Consider the following 20,363-nt stretch of genomic DNA (forward strand, 5'->3'; position numbering starts at 1 on the left):
ACAATGCGGCGACGCAAGCGTCAGCCGTGGCGCGCGGCAGTGGGTCGCGTTTCGAGAGACGCCAACATGTTCAGCATGCCCCAACGCCTCCGCAAGCTTGTCGGCACCGTGATCCTCGTGGTGTTCCTCACCATCTACTGCCTGGCTGCCATGGTTTACGGCGCCACCCACATGCCCGATGCCTCCGTGCTGGGCAAGACCATCTTCTACCTCGTCGGCGGCCTGCTCTGGGTCATCCCCGCCATGGGCATCGTCTGGTGGATGCAGAAGCCCGACAAGCCCAGGCCCGACCAGCGCTTTTGAAGCATCACCCCCGTCCGAGCAGCTTGCGCGCCGCATCCCGCGCCGCGAATGGCAGCCCGCTCACCAGCACATCCACATAGGCCAGCCGCTGGTAATCGCCATTGAGCGACACCCGCGGCAGACCCGTCAGCATCCCCGCATGCCGCGCGTGAACAACGCCCTTTGCCGTGGTGACCGCCGCCGCAAAGCCCGCCTGCTTGGCCAGCGCGAAATCGCGGGGGCCTGCTGATCCCTCATCCCCATAGGGGTAGGCCAGAAACTGCGGCCGCACGCCCGTTTCCACCGCTATGCGGTCGGCCGACCCCGCCATTTCCGCCAACGCCTCTTCGGGCGAGAGCTTCGCCACCGCATAGTGGTGAATGGTATGGGCGCCGATCGTGCAGAGCGGATCCTGGGCCAGCGCCCGCACATCAGTCCAGCCCATGGCGACGCTCCGGCAATAACCGTCCACATCGAACCCATGGTCCCGGGCAAAACGGCGGATCCAGCGGCGCTGCTCGTGTTCCTCCATGTGCCGCACCGGCCAATAGAGCGTCCGGAAAGCTCGGTTCTTCCCCTCGTCCGTAGCGGTATCGAGCTCAGTCCGGCCGGAAGGCAGCTGCGCCGCAATGCGGTTCTCGCGGCGGATCACTTCTTCCAGAATGCGCCACCACAGCTCGCATTTCCCATCGGTGATCTCGGGTGCGAAGAAAATGGTGTAAGGGACTCCGTCCCCGCGGAAAATCGGCACCGCATATTCGAGATTGTCCTTATAGCCGTCATCGATCGTGAACACGGCGAACGGCCGCTCGGAATGCCCCCGGCGGATCCGCTCCACCGCATCGCCCAGCGCGATCAGCTCGTAGTCCTCATCGCGCATGTGGTGGATGACGGCGGCGAGGAATTCCGGCGTGACCTCCAGCCCCCGGTTCGGCGCGAAGCCCCGGCGCAGGCCACCTCCGGGAAAAATGTGGTGAAGCATGAAGATCGCGCCCAGGCCGCGGAACAGCGGGGCCGCCAGCTTCGACAGGCCGCTGATGCGCATCGCGGAAAGGGCGAGCTGAGGAAGGCGCGGGTCTTGCATCGGCACCTTTGTTTGCAAACTGAGCATGTGCCAGATCGGCACTTGAAGGCAACTCGGATGGAAGCGATAGCACAGGGAGGCTGAGCATGTCCGCAGGCAAGCCACTCGCCTTGAAGTCGGACGCGCTGCCAGTCGAACCGACACGAGACTGCATGCCTGCCTCTGGTATCGCACGGAACCACGCCAAAGTGCCGCTCAAGATCTCTTGCCATTGTGACATCGACGCCCTCCGCGAAGTCTGGCGCGGCTTTCAGCAGCGTGCTTTCGGCAGCTTCTACGACACCTGGGAGTGGAACGAGGCCTGGCAGCACTGCATCGGCCAAGCGGAAGGCGTCTCGCCACGCATCATTCTGGGCCATGACGAGGATGATAGGCTGCTCTTTCTTCTGCCGCTCTCAGTGCGCCGTCGCCTGGGCTGCGTCGTGCTGAGCTGGCTCACCGCCCCCACTCTCAATTATGGCCTTGGCCTCTACAATCCCGACTTTCTCACCGAAATCGGCGGTGATCTCGCCGCTGCCTGGCCCGAAATCCTGCGTGCTGCGGGTCCGGTGGACGCTGTCCATCTCGCGCCGATGCCCGTGCGCTGGCAGGGCCGCCCCCATCCGTTGCGGCAGATCTTCTCCGCGCGGGGCGCCAACAGCGTCTATGTGATCCATCTCGACGGTGACTATGAAGCGCTCTATGCGCGCAAGCGCTCTGGCGAATCGCGGCGCAGTGCCAAGAAGCGGGATGGTCGCCTCAATCGGGAAGGCGAGCTGCATTTCGGTCTGCCGCAGACCGCGGCCGAGGCTCACCGGATCATCGAGGCCATGTTTGAGCAGCATGCCGGCCGCATGGGTGAACTGGGCATCGGCGGTGCCGTGGCCGGGGAACGCGCCTTTCTTCACCGGCTCGTCGACCAGTATTCCACATATGGGGAAGGCCTGGCGCCCTTCGCCCTCACCCTCGATGGATACCCCTTGAGCGTCGCGTTGGGCGGTGTGTACGGCCGCGCCTACTACGCCCTGATCCTGTCGATGACCGACGGCCCCATGCGCAAGCACTCACCCGGCGACGCCGTGCTCCGCCGCACCATCGAGGCTTGCAGCAAGGCGGGCCTCACCCTGTTCGACTTCGGCGCCGGTCAAGCCGATTACAAGGACGCCTGGGCGGATGAGGTGATCCCCCTCTATCACGCGCTGGCGGCCTCCACCCTGAGGGGCGTCCCTTACGTCGCCTCTGCCTCTGTCGCGAATGCCTGCAAGCGGCGGCTGAAGTCGTCGCGCCGGCTGTGGCCGCGGCTGCGCCGGCTGCGGCGGTCGCTGGCCGGCAACGGACGATAAGCCCGAGGGTCTCTCAGCCGAAGCTGGAACTGGTCGGCATGACCACGAGGTCGCGCACGCAGATCCGCTGTGGCAGTTTCCAGCAATAGAAGATGATGTCTGCCAACTCATCAGCGCTGATGAACTCCGGATTGCCGAGAAGCCGGCAATATTCCTCGAAGCTGATCCCCATGTCCTGATGGATATTGGTCCGCACCAGACCGGGGGCGATGTTCACCACCCGGATATTGCGCGTAGCCTTGCCCTTCTGCAGGGAACTCGACAGGGATCGCACTGCTGCCTTGCACGCGTGATAGACCTCGCCATCCGGCCCCGGCACCCTGTCCCCGATCGAGCTGAGATTGATGATCGTACCACGGCCTCGCTCGACCATTCCGGGCAGGACCGCACGCGTGCCGTTGATGACGCCCTTCAGCAGCACGTCGACTTCATAGGAGAGGTCGGCCGGATCGCGCGTCTCCAGCGCCCCGACCTTGAGAAAGCCCGCGTTGTTGACGAGGCACTCGACCGGGCCATGCGCCGCCTCCGCGCGGTCCATGGCTGCCTTCAGCCCGGCATAATCAGCAACGTCGACCGCGGCCCGCATGATGGTATCGGACTGCAGCCGGTCCATCGCCTCCGGATGCCGCGCAAGCAGCAGCAATGGATGCCCCTCTGCGGCAAACCGGGCGGCGACCGCATGGCCGATGCCGTGGCTTGCGCCGGTCACCACCACGAGCGCTTTTGCCATGGCCTCCCCCAGGTCTCTGCCTCACGCGGCGGCGCTGTTCGTGGCGCCGTCCTTCGATGTGTCGCCCTCGGCCGCGCCGCTGCTGCCACTGCCATTGTCGCGCGCGCCGTTCCCCGCTTCACCGCTTGCGGATTGCGCAGGTTCGGCAGCCATTTTGACCAGCGCCAGGTGTTTGACGCCAAGCGGCGCGAGCTGGTCGGCGATGGCGTCGGCCGTTCCCGGCTGGCCGGAGGTAGCCACGACGGCCGCGGCGCCGGCGGTGATGGTCGGCAGCGCGGTATTGCCGTCGATCATCCCCGGCACCAGCAGCACCAGGTCATAGGCCTGGCCCAGCGCATTGAGAACGAACCCCATCCGGCCCGCTTCCGACATGTTGGCGAGCGCTCCGCGGTCAAGGCCACCGCGCAGCACGTGCAGGTCCGACTTGAGATCGCTCTTGATCGTATCGCTGAAGGTTGCCTTGCCGGCCATGAGCTCCGAGAGCCCGCTCCCGGTGCCCGTGCCCAAAAGACCCGCAAGCGCGCCGCTCGCGGGATCGAGATCGACGAGGATCACCCGCTCGTGCCTGCGCGACAGGCCCCGCCCGATCTCGGCGATTGTCTCGCTCGCGATGGCGGTGGAACGGTCGCTGCCCAGCAGCACGCGCTTCACCCCGTTGGAGTGCCACTCGGCGATGACCGGAATTATGGCGCCGGCCGCCGCATCCGCAGTATCGCCCCCGGAGAGCTCGCGCGTCTCGATCTTCGGCCAAACCGGCCCGGTCAAGGTCGTCGGGCTCGGCAGAGCCGGTAGCGGAGCGGGCGCCCGCCTTGGCTGCTCCTCGTCCCTGGACAGGCGCGGCGCCCGGGATGTCGCGTTGGCCCGCTGGATGTCGAGCGAGAAGATCTCGGCGATGAAGGCGATAACGAAAGCCAAAGCGGTGCCGCCGAGCGCAGCCAGCGCAAGCAGCGGAATCGGCTTGGGCGATGCGGGTGCAACCGGGGCCGTAGCCGGCGAGATCACCCTTGCCAGGGAAGGCTGGGCCTGCGTGCTTTCTCTGGCGCTCGCATCGCTGTAGCGGCCGAGGAATGTCTCCAGCAGATTGCGGTTCGCCGCCGCTTCCCGTTCGAGGGCTCTGAGCTTGACCTCATCCACCTTGGCGTCTGCCGCCTGGGCCTTCATGTCGTTCAGCGTCCGGGTCAGCGCAGCCTCGCGCGCTTCCGCGATCTCCGCTTGCTGTTCCTGGCTCTGCGCGATCTTGAGCGCCTCCTGCCGGATCTGACGCTGCAGACCGGCAAGCTCGTTGTTGATGGCGACGATGCGCGGATGGGTGGGCAGAAGCGTCACCAGAAGATCGTCTCGGCTGCCGCGCAAGGTTACTTCCCGCTCGATCAGCCGCTGCATCAAGGGCGAGTTCAACACTTCGACAGAGCTGTCGATCTGGCCGGTATCCCTCAGCATGGTCCGGATCGAGTCGGCCCGCGCCCGCGCCTCCGCCTTCTGCGCGGCGGCCTGGATGATCTGGTTGTTGAGCTCCGTCAGGCTCTCATTGCTCAGCATCGACTGGCTACCCTGGAGCAGGCCGGCCTGCGCCCGGTATTCCTCGACCGCACGCTCCGAGGCCACCACCTTGTCGCGCAGCTGTTCGATCTGCTGGGCCAGCCATTCGCTGGCATTGCTGGTGGTCTCTGACTGCGTCTGCCGTGTCGAATTCACATATTGATCGGCGACGGCATTGGCGACATCGGCCGCCAGCTGCGGATTGGTCGTGGTAAAGGCAATCGAGACCACCTTGCTGCCGCCGATGGGATAGACTTGCAGATCGTCGTAATAGATCTCGAGCGCCTGCTGAAGCGGCGTGAACGTTCGCGGATCCGCGGCCAGCCCCTTCTCGATCAGCCACTTCTCGACAACGTTGGGCTCCTCGTCCGAAAACTGGAACTCCGGCTTGGAGGTGAGGTCCAGCGCCTTCACCACCCGCTCCGCGATCTCGCCCGACTGCATCACCTGCACCTGGCTAGCGATATCACGTTCGTCCAGCTGGCGCGGCTGTGTCTCCAGGCTGGTGCGGGTGAAGGCCGACTCCGTGTTTTCGATGAGAACCTCGGCCTCCGCCTTGTACTTGGGCGTGGTCGTGGCGATATAGGCGACCGTTGCGCCCACCACTGTGCTCAGCACGAAGAGCATCAGCAGCTTGCGGCGCCACATCCCCTGCAGCAACCCAAACAGATCTACGGCAGCGACGAGCGGGCGGTCGGCCTCCATTCCGTCCGTTGCGTCCCGGGTCATGTCATGACTCCCTATTCAGCCTTCCGTCTCGGTGCTGGCAACACGACGCCGGCCGGCGTTCCTATACAGCCAGATTTGTACCAGCACCGTAACGGAACGGTTAAACCGCCCCGATGCGTGCCAAGGCAAAGATGATCTTCCCGGTTCCTTGAGCTTCCGGCAAGTTGCCGTGCCAAATCGCATGGGGCAGCAGCCTTCTTTCAGGACCGACCTCCTGGCAGCGTAAAGCATTTTTTAATCATGCCGCTTTACCAATTGTTCAGCATGGCTAACGCCGGGCATTGAAGTCAGAGGTCTCCCCCCGTGTTGATCAGTCGTATCGTGTTGGCCCCGTCCCTTGCGCTCCTGATGTTCGGCTGCGCGCCAACTTGGGACACCTACCTCCCTGCAGAATCCGGGCCAATCGTCGAGCCCGCGGCCGGTTTGTCGCCCCCTTTTGGCACCACCGCCTTGCCGGAGGGCTACGAGAACCCCTCGGGGTATAGAGTGGGCGTAGGTGACAGGCTGAGTATTCGCGTCTACGGCCAGGAAGAGCTCACCGGCGAGGTCACCGTCGATGCCTCTGGCAACATCTCCGTCCCGCTGGCCGGCACGATCCGCGTTGCCAAGCTTACCACGCCGGAGATCGCCCGCGCCATAGAAAGCCGATTGAGCCAGAAATACCTGCGCGATCCCAATGTCTCCGTTCAGCTTGTGACCTTACGGCCTTTCTATATACTTGGCGAGGTCCAGAATCCCGGTGCCTTCCCCTATACGCCCGGCTTGTCGGTGCAGGAAGCGATCGCGTTGGGTGGCGGCTATACGCCGCGCGCCGACCAAGGGCCCGTGTTGGTTACGAGGCGTTCATCCTCCGGTGTGCAATCTATTGACGTGCCGGTGCTAACGCCGCTCTATCCCGGCGATGTGGTTTACGTGAAGGAGCGGTGGTTCTGATCTTGCATGGGCCTCTGGCACATGCTTGAGGTCCAGAGCAGAGTGAACCGAAATGTTGCAGCGTCTGCGCGTTATCCACGTGTTGCGGGCACCGATCGGAGGATTGTTTCGACACGTTTGCGATCTCGCTTCGGGACAGGCGGCCCGCGGCCTGAATGTTGGCGTGATCTGCGACACCACCACCTCGCCGGCAATCGAGAAGAAGCTAGCCGAGCTCGAGCGTGTTTGCACGTTGGGCGTTCATCGCGTGCCGATGACGAGGCTGCCCTCCCTTTCCGACAAGGCGGCCGTGGACGCAGTCCAACGCATCGCGGAACAGACCGGCGCAACCATTCTCCACGGCCATGGCGCGAAGGGCGGGGCCTATGCACGGCTGGCCGCCACGAAATTGCCCGCCAAGGGGCCGCAGCCAGCCCGCTCGGTGCATAGCGTTTACACGCCCCATGGCGGCAGCCTCCATTACAGCCGCCTGTCCATTGCTGGGGCGTTGTTTCTCACCATGGAACAGGTGCTGCTTTCACGGACAGATCAGTTCGTCTTCGTTTGCGAGTACGAGCGCGATACGTTCATTCGCAAGATTGGCAAGCCGAGCGCCAGCACCATTATCGCCTATAACGGCGTGACCAAGGATGAAATCGCGCCGGTCGCACCCGCGGAAGACGCGGCCGACCTGCTGTTCATCGGCGAGTTGCGGCACCTGAAGGGCGTCGATCTCTTGCTGCGCGCCATGGCCGCCCTGTCGGACCAGCGGCCCGAGCTTACCGCGTGCATCGTGGGCCATGGTCCCGATGCCGCAGCGTTCAAGGCGCTGGCCCACCAGCTCGGCCTCGCCTCCCGCGTTAGCTTCCCCGGCGCCATGCCGGCGCGCCAGGCCTTCGCCCGCGGACGCCTGCTGGTGGTACCGTCGCGCGCGGAATCGCTACCCTATATTGTGCTCGAGGCGATGGCCGCGAGCGTGCCGCTCATCGCCGCGCGGGTAGGCGGCATTCCGGAAATCCTCGACGGCCACGAAGACCTGATGGTGCCGCCGGATGCGGTCGATCCGCTAGCCGCGGCGATCGACGATGCGCTTGCCGACCTCGACAGCCGGCGCGAGCTCGCCCAGCGGCTGACCGGGCGGATCGCCGAGCAGTTCTCCGTCAGCACCATGGTGGATCGCATCACCCGCTCCTATCTCACTCTCCCCGGCAATGTTACCGTGCCGGAAGCGGAAATGTACGCGCACCCCTTTGCCGCGGAATGACCAGGCCAAACAATAATCAGAAATGGGCACTGCCATGCTGAACACCGACCCCCGCCGCATCAGGCTGGCGCCGTCCGACCTCATGTCCGCCGCAGCAAGCGCGACGCCGGCAACCGGGTCCGCGGACAGCGCCGTCGACGCGCCGGCCGCGGTCAAGCCGCCCATGGCGCGGAAAACGCCGTGGATTGCGCCGCGGGTCGTGCAAGGCGTGGTGCGGGTCTGCGAGGCGCTGCTCATCACCGGCATTGGTCTGCTCCTCTGGTACGCCTATGTCCAGGAATACGACACCTACTTCCGCGCCCTCTATCTCTCCGCCACGCTGCTTGCCGGCGCCGCAATCCCCACCCTGTGCCAGATGGGCGGCTTGTACTCGATCCATGCCCTGATCGGACCGATGAAGCAGGTCCCGCACCTGGTCTTCATCTGGGTCTGCTCCTTTGCGCTGATGACGGCCTTCGTGTTCTTCACCCAGGTGGGCGAGGACTATTCCCGCATCTGGCTTGCAGCCTGGTTTGCCTTGGGGCTGCTGTCGGTGCTGAGCTTCCGCGCGGTGGTCGGCGCCTTCGTGCGCAACTGGAACCAGGACGGCCGCTTCGACCGATGCGCCGTCATCGTCGGCGGCGGCGAGCGGGCGGCCGCTCTCATCGACGCACTCGAATCCTCGCCCGACCTCGACGTGACCATCGCCGGCATCTTCGATGACCGGGGTGATGATCGTTCTCCGCCCCAGGTCGCGGGCTATCCCAAGCTCGGCAATGTCGACCAGCTCCTGGACTTTGCCCGCAACCACCGGGTCGATCTGCTGATCATCACCCTGCCCTTGGGCGCCGAATCCCGGCTGCTGCAGATCCTCAAGAAGCTGTGGATCCTGCCGGTCGACATCCGGCTGAGCGCCTATACCGAGCAGCTGCGCTTCCGGCCGCGCGCCTATTCCTATATCGGCAACGTGCCGTTCTTCGACGTCTTCGACAAGCCGCTGAGCGACTGGGACACCGTCATCAAGCTGATCGAAGACAAGATCATCTCCGCGCTGGCCTTGCTTGTGCTCTCGCCCATCATGGCGCTAATCGCGCTGGCGGTGAAGCTGGACAGCAAGGGGCCGGTACTGTTCAAGCAGAAGCGCTACGGGTTCAACAACGAGCTGATCGAGGTCTACAAGTTCCGCTCCATGTACACGGACCTGACCGATGCCAATGCCAGCAAGCTGGTAAGCAAGGGAGATCCGCGCGTCACCCGGGTCGGCCGCTTCATCCGCAAGACCAGCCTGGACGAGCTGCCCCAGCTGTTCAACGTGCTCAAGGGCGAGCTGTCGCTGGTCGGCCCGCGGCCGCACGCCACCCAGGCCAAGGCGGCTGACCGGCTCTATACGGAAGTGGTCGAGGGCTATTTCGCCCGCCACAAGGTGAAGCCCGGCCTCACCGGCTGGGCCCAGGTCAATGGCTGGCGCGGCGAGACCGATACGGAAGAGAAGATCCAGCGCCGGGTCGAGCACGACCTGTATTACATAGAGAACTGGTCAGTGATCTTCGATCTCTACATACTGGCCATCACGCCCTGGGCGCTTCTGAAAACCGAAAACGCCTACTAGACGGAGCACCCGCCGGGAATGGCGGAATTTGTCATACGCAACCGGGCCGCGACCGCCTGGCAGATCCAAGACGTCGGCTATGGCCTCCTGTGGCTGTGCTTTGCCGTGGGATTTTTCGTCATGGTCGAGCCGGCGCCGTTCGATCTCGCGATCCTCGCGCTCGGCGGCCTCAGCCTCGCCATGGGCCTGCGACTGCCCGGCAGCCTCGCGCCCCTCATCGTGCTCTGCACCGTCATCCTGCTTTGCGGCCTCGTTGCCCTGACCCAGACGAAGGACCTCGCCGACAGCAGCATGCATTTGATCATCACCTGCTACTTGATGGTGATCACGTTCATTGTGGCCGGCGCCGTCTACACCAATCCCGACAGGGGCCTCAAAGCCGTGCTCGGCGGCCATGCCGCCGCCGCGGTCGTCTCGGCCGCTCTCGGCATCATCGGTTATTTCGATCTGATCGCGGGCACTCATGAGCTGTTCACCGAGTATTGGCGTGCCAAAGGCGCCTTCAAGGATCCCAACGTCTTCGGCCCGTTCCTCATCGTGGGCGGCATCTATTTGATGTATCTCGTGCTGACCAAGCCCTTTCTCAAAGGCTTGGTATGGCTCGCCCTGCTGCTGGTTATCGCTCTGGGCTTGTTTCTCAGCTTCTCCCGCGGCGCCTGGGGCCATTTCATCGCATCCTCCCTGATCTGCGTGCTGTTGATGGTGACCACCAGCCGCGACCGGTCGTTCAACCTGCGCATCATCTTCATCAGCATCTGCGCAGTCATCGCCATCGCCCTGGCGATCGTCGTGGCCCTCAACCTGCCCAGCGTGAGCGAGATGCTCTCGCTGCGGGCGGGCCTCAACCAGAGCTATGACAGTGGCGGGCGCGGCCGCTTCGCCGGCCAGGCTTTGGCCTTTCAGTGGATCCTCGCCGCGCCGCTCGGCTATGGTCAGGATGATTTCGGCTATTTCTGGGGCGAGCAGCCCCACAACGTCTATCTCTACATGTTCCTGCAGACGGGCTGGCTGGGCGGCGCCGCCTATATCGCCCTGGTGATCGGCAGCGTCGTTGGCATCTTCCGCATGGTATTCGCCACCACCCCCTGGCGCGGCTATGCCATCGTGCTGGCCTCCACCTTCACGCCCTTGGTTATCGAGGGGCTGATCGTCGACACCGACCACTGGCGGCACTTCTGGATGCTGCTCGGCATGATCTGGGGACTCATCGCCTGGCACCGCGACTGGAATGTGAGCGCCATCCGACGGGCGAACGGCTTTTCCCGCCAATAGCCGTTGCCCATCACATAAGTCTGTGCTTATATGATGGGCATGGAACCCTCCGACCTCTTTCGTGCGCTTGCCGATCCCACCCGCCGCGCCGTGTTCGAGAAGCTTGCCGCGGGCGAGTTCAACGCGAGCGAGCTCCGCGAAGGGCTCAGCGTGTCGCAGCCTGCGATCTCGCAGCATCTGGCTGTCCTGCGCAGCGCCGGCCTGGTCCGCGAGCGCCGTTCCGGCCGCTATGTCAAATACAGTGTCGATCCTGAAGGGCTGCAGCCTCTTCTCGATTGGCTGTTGCGTTACCGCGCGTTCTGGCCCGGTCGCGTGGAGAGACTGAAGCACCTTCTGAAGGAGATTGAGCAATGAGCCGGCCCGACAGCGACGCCGAGCAGCCTTCCGTGGTGGTCGAATGTGTGCTTGATGCCTCGCCGGAGAAGGTCTGGCGGGCGCTCACCGAGCCGCAGCTGGCATCGGATTGGTTGGATGCGCAGCCAAGCTTTGGAACGAAGCGAGACGATGCCGAACGCACCTTCGAGATCATCGCGGCCCAGCCTTTCGTGGCGGTCAGCTACCGCTGGCGTGAGGCAGCCGACGGCCCGCTCTCGGAAACGGTGGTGACGGTCGAACTCGCGCCCTGTTCGGACGGCGGCACACACTTCCGTCTGGTCCACATGCCCGCGCCCATCCAGGCGGCCAATGGCAACGCGCCGCCCATGCTGCTCGCCGCCTGACATCACCCCATCCAATTCGGCTGCTGCTGGAGGTTCGCCTATGCGCGAAGCAATGAATCTCGTCCCTATTGTCATTGAACAGTCCTCCCGCGGTGAGAGGTCGTTCGACATCTTCTCGCGCCTGCTGCGCGAACGCATCGTGTTCCTGAACGGGCCGGTGGACGACGGCTCGGCGGCGCTGATCTGCGCGCAGATGTTGTTCCTCGAATCGGAAAATCCGAAGAAGGAGATCCATTTCTACATCAACTCGCCGGGCGGGCTGGTGACGAGCGGCTTCGCCATTTACGACACGATGCAGTTCATCCGTTCGCCCGTCTGCACCCTGTGTCTCGGCACGGCGCGCTCGATGGGTTCCTTCCTGCTCATGGCCGGCGAGCCCGGCCGCCGCGCAAGCCTGCCCAATGCCAGCATCCTGGTGCATCAGCCCTCGGGCGGCTTCCAGGGCCAGGCCTCCGATATCGAGCGCCATGCGGAGGACATTGTGAAGATGAAGCGGCGGATCAACGCGCTGTATGCAAAGCATTGCGGCCGCACGCCCGAGGAGGTCGAGCGCACGCTCGACCGCGACTATTTCATGACGGCGGAAGAGGCGATGGACTGGGGGATCGTCGACTTCGTCTGCGCCAATCGCGACGAGGTCGCACGGTCGGCGGCCAAGAGCGAGGACTAGTCCGCGCGGCAACAGCCGGGCATGACGGATGATGCCCAAGTCGCCACCACTCTCGTCATTGCCGCGCTTGACGCGGCAACCCAGGGCTCCAAGGGAAAGCCCACCCTCCTGGCCCCACGATGGCCCGGTCGGCGCCTGGGCGCAGCGGGCATGAAGTAAGTTGTTGACTGGCAAAACAAATCGTCATTGCCGCGCTTGACGCGGCAATCCAGGGCTCCAAGGGAAAGCCCACCCTCCTGGCCCCACGATGGCCCGGTCGGCGCCTCGCCGCAGCCGGGCCATGACGGATGGGCATATACCGCCCAATGGCCGACACTGGACCGAGCCGTTACGAGGCGGCCGTGATGCCTTCCTTCTTGATCCAGGCGGCAGTGAGTTCGAGCGCCTTCTCGTAGCGGTCGAACATCTCGTTGATCTCGCTCTCGGTGATGATGAGCGGCGGGCACAGCGCCACGTTGTCGCCGGCCACCGCCCGCGCGATCACCCCGTTCTGCTGCAGGAAGCCCACCATCTTGGCGCCCACCGCCGATTTCGGGTTGAACGGCGCCTTGCTGGTCTTGTCGGCCACCAGTTCGGCGGCGCCGATCAGGCCCTTCGCCCGCACTTCGCCCACCAGCGGATGATCCGCAAGCCTTTTGAAGCGGCCCTCGAACACTGGCGCCATCGCCTTCACATGGTCGACGATGCGGGTGCGCTCGTAAATCTCGATGGTCTTGAGCGCCACGGCAGCCGAGACCGGATGCGCCGTGTAGGTGTAGCCATGGGCGAAGGAGCCGAGCTTGCGGCTCTCGTCCAGCATGGCTTGATAGACCTCTTCCTCGATGGTGATGGCGCCGAGCGGCATATAGGCCGAGGTGATCGCCTTCGCCATGCTCACCGAGTTCGGCTCGATCCCGAAGGTCTGCGCTCCAAACCACTCGCCGGTGCGGCCGAAGCCGCAGATCACCTCGTCCGAGATGAAGCGGATGTCATGCTTGGCCAGCACCGCCTGGATTTTCTCGAAATAGCCCTTCGGCGGCATGACCACGCCGCCCGCACCCATGATCGGCTCGGCGATGAAGGCGGCGATCGTGTCAGGCCCCTCGCGCTCGATCAGGGCTTCCAGATTGGCGGCCATGCGGCTCGAGAACTCTTCCTCGCTCTCCCCTGGCTGCCCATAGCGGTAATAATGCGGGCAGTCCGTATGCAGGATGTTCTTGATCGGCAGATCGAAATCCTGATGCACCGGCGGCAACCCGGTAAGCGAGCCGGCAGCGACCGTCACGCCGTGATAGGCTCGAATGCGCGAGATGATCTTCTTCTTCTGCGGCTTGCCGATGGCATTGGCGTGATACCAAGCGATTTTCACCTGCTGGTCATTGGCCTCCGAGCCGGATGAGCAGAACAGCACCTTGGAGGGATGGCCCGGCACCAGCTCCTTCAGCTTCTCCGCCAGCTCGATCGCCGGGTCGTGGCTCTTGCCGGCGAACAGGTGGGTATAGGCCAGCTCGCGCATCTGTTTGGCGGCTGCCTCAACCAGCTCCTCGTTGCCATAGCCGAGTGCCGTGCACCACAGCCCGGCCAAGCCTTCGATATATTCCTTGCCTTCGCTGTCATAGACATAGATGCCCTTGCCCCGCTCGAGCACCAGCGGGCCCGCCTCGCGATGGGTGGCGAGATTCGTGTAGGGGTGAATGAGCGTCTCGATATCGCGCACAGCGAGATTGGAAAGCTGGGTCATGACAGAATGCCTTTATTCGGAAGGTGGGCATATTGAGCAGGTGAGCCGCCGAATGTCAAAGCATGGCAGGCTTGCGGCCCGGACATAGTGTCTCCCCGGAGCAAGCGGCGCCGGGGCGAAGCCGTCCGGCCCATTCTACACTATTTTACGATCGTTCAACAATCTGCCGAAGCAAGAAAGAATCGAAAATCCCGCGAGAGCATTTTCGAGCGAAGTGGGTACCGGTTCGCGTAAAGAAAATGCGATCCAACAATAGCTTAGGGCGGCTCCGCGATTCAGGAGATTAGCGGAACCGCCCGAGCGGGCGCGCGGGATCTGCGACGCAGAAACGGCTGTGCCGTTCAGCCGCTATGGGCGAGCACCGCCAGCAATAGCAGCGCGACGATATTGGTGATCTTGATCATCGGATTGACGGCGGGGCCGGCCGTGTCCTTGTAAGGGTCGCCCACCGTGTCGCCGGTGACCGCCGCCTTGTGCGCATCCGAGCCCTTGCCGCCGAAATGGCCGTCCTCGATATACTTCTTGGCGTTGTCCCAGGCGCCGCCGCCGGCCGTCATCGAGATCGCGACGAACAACCCGGTGACGATCACGCCCAGGAGCATGGCGCCCACCGCCGAGAAGGCCGCGTTTTTGCCGGCGATCGCGTTGATCACGAAATAGACCACGATCGGCGACAGCACCGGCAGCAGCGACGGCACGATCATCTCCTTGATCGCCGCCTTGGTGAGCAGGTCGACCGCGGTCTTGTAGTCCGGCCGGTCGCGCCCCTCCATGATCCCAGGCTTCTCCCGGAACTGCCGCCGCACTTCCTCCACGATGGCGCTTGCCGCGCGGCCCACCGCCGTCATGGCGATGCCGCCGAAGAGATAAGGCAGGAGGCCGCCGAGCATGAGCCCGATCACCACGTAAGGATTGGACAGCGAGAAGGTCAGCTGCCCCACATCGGCAAAATAGGGGAACTGCGCGGCGTTCCCGGTGAAATGCTGCAGGTCCTGCGTATAGGCCGCAAACAGCACCAGCGCGCCGAGCCCCGCCGAGCCGATGGCATAGCCCTTGGTCACCGCCTTGGTGGTGTTGCCCACCGCGTCCAGCGCGTCGGTGGTCTTGCGCACCTCCGCCGGCAGGTCGGCCATCTCGGCAATGCCGCCCGCATTGTCCGTCACCGGTCCGAACGCATCCAGCGCCACCACCAGCCCGGCCAGCGCCAGCATGGTGGTCACCGCGATGGCGATGCCGAACAGCCCGGCCAGCGTGTAGGCGATGATGATGGCCGCCACGATGACCAGCGCCGGCAGCGCGGTTGCCTCCAGCGAAATGGCAAGCCCCTGGATCACGTTGGTGCCGTGGCCCGAGATCGAGGCCTGGGCGATCGACTTCACCGGCCGGAAATTCGTGCCCGTATAGTACTCGGTGATCATGATGATCAGGGCAGTCACGGCCAGGCCTATGACGCCGCACCAGAACAGGTCCCACCCCGTGAAGGTGCGGTCGCCGACCGTGAGCTCGGTCGAAAGACCCACCATCCAGGCCGTCACCGGCAGCAGCGCCACCAGTGACAACACGCCGGTGACGATCACGCCCTTGTACAGCGCCCCCATGATCGACTGGCTGGAGCCGAGGCGCACGAAGAAGGTGCCGATGATCGAGGTGATCACGCAGGCCGCCCCGATCGCCAGCGGATAGAGCATCATCGGCCCGGCCAAAGCCGTGCCGGCGAAGTAGATGGAGGCGAGCACCATGGTGGCGACCACCGTCACCGCATAGGTCTCGAACAGGTCGGCCGCCATGCCGGCACAGTCGCCGACATTGTCGCCCACATTGTCGGCGATGGTGGCGGGGTTGCGCGGGTCGTCCTCCGGAATGCCGGCCTCCACCTTGCCCACGAGGTCGCCGCCCACATCGGCGCCCTTGGTGAAGATGCCGCCGCCCAGACGGGCGAAGATGGAAATCAGCGAGGCACCGAAGCCGAGCGCCACCAGCGCATCGATCACCACCCGGTCGCCCGGCGCATAGCCCAGGATCTGCGTCAGCACCATGAAATAGACGGCAACCGCCAGCAGCGCGAGGCCGGCAACCAGCAGGCCGGTCACCGCCCCTGCTCGGAAGGCGATCCCGAGCCCCGCAGCGAGGCTCTGGCTTGCCGCCTGAGCCGTGCGCACATTGGCCCGCACCGACACCAGCATGCCGATATAGCCTGCCGCCCCCGACAGGATTGCGCCGACCGCGAAGCCGATGGCCACCAGGACCCCCAGCAGCAGGGCCACGATGATGAAGATAACGACCCCCACGATGGCAATGGTCGTGTATTGCCGCGCCAGATAGGCCATGGCGCCTTCCTGCACCGCGCCCGCGATCTCGCGCATGCGGGCGTTTCCTGCGTCCGCCGCCATCAACGATCGGATGGCCCATATGCCATAGACAATAGACAAGGCCCCGCAGGCTATGATCAGCCAAATTTCCAGAGTCATTGTTTGTTTCCTGAGCTTCCCATGTTCCCCTCGTGCCGGCAGCGCCCGCTCTGGCTGCCGCTTCAGGCCGGATGGCCCGGCGCAAAGTGCGGGCGATGATCGCCGAAATGTGCTGCGCGTTGCAACAAGAATGGCACGCCCGGCCTATAGGCCTGTGCGGCTACGGCTACCCACCTGAAAAACAAGGACCTTTCGTGATGTGTGCCGGCGTGAGCGTGCGCTCGCGGCGATGCAATGTTTGCACCGCAACGACGGCCTAGGCCGGCTTGTGCTGATTCTTGAGGGCGAGCCAGGCGAGCAGCGCCAGAACCAGCGCCACGGAGGGGAACAGTGACAGGCCGATCGCCGACCATCCGAACACGCTGAGCAGTTTGCCGGAGGAGAGCGAGGAGAGCGCCACCGTGGTGAACACCGCGAAATCGTTCACCGCCTGGACCTTGCTGCGCTCGACCGGCTTGTAGCAGTCGGTCACCATGGTGGTCGCGCCCACGAAGCCGAAATTCCAGCCGACACCCAGGAGGACGAGCGCCGCCGAGAAATGCCCGAACGAGAGGCCGGCAAGCGCCGAGACACCCGCCGCCGCGAGCAGCACCATGCCGGCTGCCACCATCTGCGGCGCGCCGAACCGGCTGATCAGCCGCCCCGTGAAGAAGCTCGGCACATACATCGCCAGCACGTGCCATTGGATGACCCAGGCCGCCGCGTCGAAGCTGAAGCCGCAGCCGACCATCGCCAGGGGTGTCGAGGTCATCACGAAATTCATCATGCCGAAGCTCATCATCCCTGCGATGATGGCCACGATCAGCCGCGGCTGCCGCAGGATCTCCGGCAGCGGGCGCCCGCTGCCGGTCGCCGCCGACGCCCTGACATGGGGGATGTCGAGAAAGGCCAGCACGCCCATGGCGATGGCCGCAAGCGCGGCCGAGGCGAGGTAGCAGCCGGCAAAGGTCACCGGCGCAAGCAGGTCGCGGGTGCCCATCACCACGAACGGGCCGATGAAGGCGGAGACGATGCCGCCCAGCATCACCCACGCGATGGCGCGCGGCTTGAAGCTGTCGCGTGCGGTGTCGGCGGCCGCGAAGCGGTAGAGCTGGCCGAAGGCCTGATAGCTGCCGCTCACCAGCGTCGCCAGGCAGAACAGCGGAAAGCTCCGGCTATAGATGGCGTAGGCCGCCAGCAAGGCTCCGCACAAGCCGATAAGCGCACCGACGATGAAGCCGGCGCGGCGCCCCACATGGCCAGTCAGCAGCGATGCCGGAACCGTGCTCAGTGCCGTTCCCACCACGAAGCACGAGACCGGCAGCGTGGCCCAGCCCGGATCGGAGGCGAGCATGCTGCCCACCAGGCCGCCAGTGATGATGATGATCACCGAGTTCGACGAGAACAGTGCCTGCGCCGCCGCCAGCAGCATGGCGTTGCGGCGTGCAAGGCGGTCGTCGTGAAGAGCGGCTGAAGCGGTGGCGGAACTCATTGCGCGGACAGTAAACCTGCCGCGGCGACCCTTCAATGACGATTACGCAATATGGCTATAGGACAGCCGCGAGAACGTCATCGGCCGGCCATGTTCATCGCGGCACACTGGCGGGAGGGTGCCCTCGACCAGTCGCCCGATAGCCGTAACCGTCACTCCCGCGGCGGCGCTTGCCTGCTCGAAGGCCGGGGCCTGGGACGGTGGAACGGCACAAAGGATCTCGTAGTCATCGCCGCCGGCCAGGCAGACCTCGCGCATGCCCGGCATGCTTGCCACAATCTCGCGGGCCGCGGCCGAAAGCGGCACCCGTCCCGCCTCGATGTCCGCCGACACGCCGGAGGCATGACACAAAAGGCCGAGATCACCGATCAGCCCGTCGGAGATGTCCATGGCGGCCGTGGCATAGGCCAGCAGCGCCGGGACAAGCGCCAGCCGCGGCTCGGGAAGCCAATAGCGCTGCTTCAGGGCATCCGCCCCGCTGCCGCTGAGCTCGCCGCGCACAGCCTTCAGCCCGAGCGCCCCGTCGCCGATCGTGCCGGAGACATAGACCATGTCACCGGGGCGGCCACCGCCGCGGCGCACCGCCCTGCCCTCCGGTACCTCGCCTAGGGCGGTGAGGGTGATCGTCAGCGGACCAGGTGTTGCGACCGTATCGCCACCGATCAGCGGACAACCGAACCGCGCCTGGTCCTCGGCCAGGCCTTGCGCGAACCGCTTGAGCCAGCCTTCGTCCTGCGCTGGCGACAGGGCAATCGCCAGCAGATAACCGCGCGCGTCAGCCCCCTTGGCCGCGAGATCGGAAAGATTGACCCGCAAGGCCTTTCTGGCGATCAGCGCCGGATCGTCGGTGCTCAAAAAATGCACGTCCGCGACCAGGCTGTCGGTGGTGACCACCAGGTCCATGCCCGGCTGCGGGGAAACCACCGCCGCATCGTCGCGCAGGCCGGCAGCGCCGGCAAAGCCTGCGGCAAGTGGCGCGAAGATGGCCTGGATCATGGCTTGCTCGCGCGGCAGCATCGGCGGGCCAGGTCAGGTGAATTCAGTGGTGCGGATATTGCGGGCGAGCCGGTCGAGCACCCCGTTGACGAAACGCCGCTCGTCATCGCCGAAGAAAGCGTGAGTCACTTCCACATATTCGTTGATGACCACCCTGGCCGGCACATCCGGCCGACAGGTGAGCTCGTAAGTGGCCGCCCGCAAGATGGCCCTGAGGGTGGAGTCGAGCCGCTTGAGCGACCAGCCTTCCGCGAGCGCCCGGTTGATCATCGGGTCGATGCGCAGCTGCTCCCGCAGCACTCCGGTCACCACATCGCGCAGGAACGGAAAGTCGGCCGGGCCGCACTGCCCGTCCTCGAAATCGTTGCCAAGCCGCCAGGAGCCGAACTCCGCCAGCACGTCGGGCAGAGGCGACTGCACCACGTCCATCTGATAGAGCGCCTGCACCGCCCCCAGCCGCGCTGCCGTCCGCGCGCTAAGGGTCGCTTGCGAGGCCTTGGCCACCTGCTCCGCCATGATCCTTATCCCTGCAGCTCGACCTTCAGCCGCGCCATATGCACCGCGGCCCGTGCCGCAGCGCCGCCTTTGTTCATGCCGTCCACCCGGGCACGCGCCCAGGCCTGATCATCGTCTTCAACCGTCAAGATACCATTGGCGATCGCCAGCCCGCGACTGACGGCCAGGTCCATCAGGGCTCGCGCCGACTCATTGGCCACGACTTCGAAATGGTACGTCTCGCCGCGGATGACGCAACCGAGCGCCACATAGCCGTCGAAACGACCCTTGTCGCTATTCTCGACGAAGCTGATCACCGCCGGGATTTCCAGGGCGCCGGGCACCGTGATCCGCTCGAAGCTTGCGCCTTCCTCTTCCAGCGCCTCAACCGCGCCGCGTACCAGCTCGTCCAGCAGGTCCTCGTAAAAGCGCGCCTCGATGATCAATATGCGCGGGAAGCTCATATGGGTGCCATTTCGGTTAAAAACAGGCCGGGACTCAGGAATAACCGTTCAGCCGCGCCACATACCGCGCCATCATGTCGATTTCAATGTTCACGAGCTCCCCCGCCTGAACCTCTCCCCAGGTGGTGACCACCTGGGTATGCGGGATGATGTTGACGCCGAACACATTGCCCTCGACCTCGTTCACGGTCAGCGACGTGCCGTCCAGGGCCACCGAGCCCTTGGGCGCGATGAACTTGGCCAGATGCTCGGGCGCCTCGAAGCGGAAGCGGAGAGACTGCCCGTCCGGCTCGCGCGAAAGCACCTTGGCCACCCCGTCCACATGCCCCGTCACCAGATGGCCGCCGAGCTCGTCGCCGAAGCGCAGCGCCCGCTCCAGGTTGATCCGCTGGCCAATCTTCCAGGTCTTGAGCGTGGTGAAGGCCAGCGTCTCCTGGGAGGCCTGCACCACGAACAGGCCCCGGTCATTGTTGTGGCGCCCCGTTTCGACCACGGTGAGGCAGATGCCGGAGCAGGCGATGGAACCGCCGATCGCAATCGTCTCGGGATCGTAATGGCAGGCGATCGTGAGCCGGCGGTCGCCCTGATCCTCGAATTGGATCAGCTCGCCGACGTCGGTGACAATACCGGTAAACATG

Annotated in this window: 20 protein-coding genes; 10 read left to right on the forward strand and 10 right to left on the reverse strand. The window is 64.8% G+C overall.

The features are described from left to right. Window positions 1-66: 66 nt before the first annotated feature. Window positions 67-303 carry a DUF2842 domain-containing protein gene (locus E4P09_RS16530; RefSeq protein WP_170984469.1) on the forward strand — a complete coding sequence of 79 codons (237 nt, stop codon included), beginning with the start codon at window positions 67-69 and terminating at the stop codon, window positions 301-303. Window positions 304-307: 4 nt separating this feature from the next. Here the strand turns inward: E4P09_RS16530 and E4P09_RS16535 are convergent, their stop codons facing one another. After that, entirely contained in the window at window positions 308-1,366 is a 1,059-nt protein-coding gene (locus E4P09_RS16535; protein ID WP_239025248.1) for a polysaccharide deacetylase family protein, read from the reverse strand. Between the two features lie 86 nt (window positions 1,367-1,452). Between E4P09_RS16535 and E4P09_RS16540 the strand changes: the two genes are divergently transcribed. Next, complete coding sequence (locus E4P09_RS16540) at window positions 1,453-2,688, forward strand: GNAT family N-acetyltransferase (protein WP_137390701.1); 1,236 nt, start codon at window positions 1,453-1,455, stop codon at window positions 2,686-2,688. A gap of 13 nt (window positions 2,689-2,701) precedes the next feature. Here E4P09_RS16540 and E4P09_RS16545 read toward each other — a convergent pair whose 3' ends face one another. Both E4P09_RS16545 and E4P09_RS16550 read right to left on the reverse strand, forming a co-directional pair. After that, window positions 2,702-3,418 (reverse strand): SDR family oxidoreductase, encoded by a 717-nt coding sequence (locus tag E4P09_RS16545; protein ID WP_137390702.1) that lies wholly within the window; start codon window positions 3,416-3,418, stop codon window positions 2,702-2,704. 21 nt (window positions 3,419-3,439) lie between these two features. Continuing rightward, window positions 3,440-5,686, reverse strand: a complete 2,247-nt coding sequence (locus E4P09_RS16550; protein ID WP_137390703.1) for a GumC family protein — start codon at window positions 5,684-5,686, stop codon at window positions 3,440-3,442. Between the two features lie 303 nt (window positions 5,687-5,989). On the opposite strand from E4P09_RS16550, the gene E4P09_RS16555 reads away from it, so the two are divergent. Genes E4P09_RS16555 through E4P09_RS26045 form a run of 8 tightly spaced genes read left to right on the forward strand, consistent with a single transcriptional unit; the run spans window position 5,990 to window position 12,270 of the window. After that, entirely contained in the window at window positions 5,990-6,619 is a 630-nt protein-coding gene (locus tag E4P09_RS16555) for a polysaccharide biosynthesis/export family protein (RefSeq protein WP_137390704.1), read from the forward strand. A 52-nt stretch (window positions 6,620-6,671) separates the two neighbouring features. Next, window positions 6,672-7,862, forward strand: coding sequence for a glycosyltransferase family 4 protein (locus tag E4P09_RS16560; protein WP_137390705.1), 1,191 nt, complete (start codon window positions 6,672-6,674; stop codon window positions 7,860-7,862). A gap of 34 nt (window positions 7,863-7,896) precedes the next feature. Beyond that, on the forward strand, window positions 7,897-9,450 hold the full coding sequence (locus E4P09_RS16565; RefSeq protein WP_239025235.1) for an undecaprenyl-phosphate glucose phosphotransferase: 1,554 nt from the start codon (window positions 7,897-7,899) through the stop codon (window positions 9,448-9,450). Between the two features lie 18 nt (window positions 9,451-9,468). Continuing rightward, window positions 9,469-10,722: an O-antigen ligase family protein gene (locus tag E4P09_RS16570; RefSeq protein ID WP_137390706.1), complete on the forward strand. Its 1,254-nt coding sequence runs from the start codon at window positions 9,469-9,471 to the stop codon at window positions 10,720-10,722. A gap of 39 nt (window positions 10,723-10,761) precedes the next feature. Continuing rightward, a complete protein-coding gene (locus tag E4P09_RS16575) occupies window positions 10,762-11,076 on the forward strand; it encodes an ArsR/SmtB family transcription factor (protein WP_137390707.1) in 315 nt (104 codons plus the stop codon). Next, window positions 11,073-11,441, forward strand: a complete 369-nt coding sequence (locus tag E4P09_RS16580) for an SRPBCC family protein (protein WP_137390708.1) — start codon at window positions 11,073-11,075, stop codon at window positions 11,439-11,441. The genes E4P09_RS16575 and E4P09_RS16580 overlap by 4 nt, the downstream gene beginning before the upstream one ends. 40 nt (window positions 11,442-11,481) lie before the next feature. Continuing rightward, the gene (locus E4P09_RS16585; protein ID WP_137390709.1) at window positions 11,482-12,111 is read left to right on the forward strand and encodes an ATP-dependent Clp protease proteolytic subunit; all 630 of its coding nucleotides are present in this window, start codon (window positions 11,482-11,484) and stop codon (window positions 12,109-12,111) included. Window positions 12,112-12,132: 21 nt separating this feature from the next. Continuing rightward, entirely contained in the window at window positions 12,133-12,270 is a 138-nt protein-coding gene (locus tag E4P09_RS26045; RefSeq protein ID WP_170984471.1) for a hypothetical protein, read from the forward strand. Between the two features lie 169 nt (window positions 12,271-12,439). On the opposite strand, the gene E4P09_RS16590 is transcribed toward E4P09_RS26045, so the two are convergent. The 7 genes from E4P09_RS16590 to E4P09_RS16620 all read right to left on the reverse strand — a co-directional run bounded on the left by E4P09_RS16590 (window position 12,440) and on the right by E4P09_RS16620 (window position 20,362). Continuing rightward, on the reverse strand, window positions 12,440-13,831 hold the full coding sequence (locus E4P09_RS16590) for an aminotransferase (protein WP_137390710.1): 1,392 nt from the start codon (window positions 13,829-13,831) through the stop codon (window positions 12,440-12,442). 341 nt (window positions 13,832-14,172) lie between these two features. Next, on the reverse strand, window positions 14,173-16,299 hold the full coding sequence (locus tag E4P09_RS16595) for a sodium-translocating pyrophosphatase (protein ID WP_137390711.1): 2,127 nt from the start codon (window positions 16,297-16,299) through the stop codon (window positions 14,173-14,175). A 256-nt stretch (window positions 16,300-16,555) separates the two neighbouring features. Continuing rightward, window positions 16,556-17,770, reverse strand: coding sequence for an MFS transporter (locus E4P09_RS16600; RefSeq protein WP_137390712.1), 1,215 nt, complete (start codon window positions 17,768-17,770; stop codon window positions 16,556-16,558). A 42-nt stretch (window positions 17,771-17,812) separates the two neighbouring features. Then, on the reverse strand, window positions 17,813-18,766 hold the full coding sequence (gene thiL, locus E4P09_RS16605; RefSeq protein WP_239025236.1) for a thiamine-phosphate kinase: 954 nt from the start codon (window positions 18,764-18,766) through the stop codon (window positions 17,813-17,815). 33 nt (window positions 18,767-18,799) lie between these two features. Beyond that, a complete protein-coding gene (gene nusB, locus E4P09_RS16610) occupies window positions 18,800-19,282 on the reverse strand; it encodes a transcription antitermination factor NusB (RefSeq protein WP_137390714.1) in 483 nt (160 codons plus the stop codon). Between the two features lie 5 nt (window positions 19,283-19,287). Then, window positions 19,288-19,725 (reverse strand): 6,7-dimethyl-8-ribityllumazine synthase, encoded by a 438-nt coding sequence (gene ribH, locus E4P09_RS16615; protein ID WP_137390715.1) that lies wholly within the window; start codon window positions 19,723-19,725, stop codon window positions 19,288-19,290. Window positions 19,726-19,759: 34 nt separating this feature from the next. Then, window positions 19,760-20,362, reverse strand: a complete 603-nt coding sequence (locus E4P09_RS16620) for a riboflavin synthase (RefSeq protein WP_137390716.1) — start codon at window positions 20,360-20,362, stop codon at window positions 19,760-19,762. Between the last annotated feature and the right edge of the window lies 1 nt (window position 20,363).

Origin of the sequence: Rhodoligotrophos defluvii (genome assembly GCF_005281615.1) — a bacterium.
Lineage (GTDB): Bacteria > Pseudomonadota > Alphaproteobacteria > Rhizobiales > Im1 > Rhodoligotrophos > Rhodoligotrophos defluvii.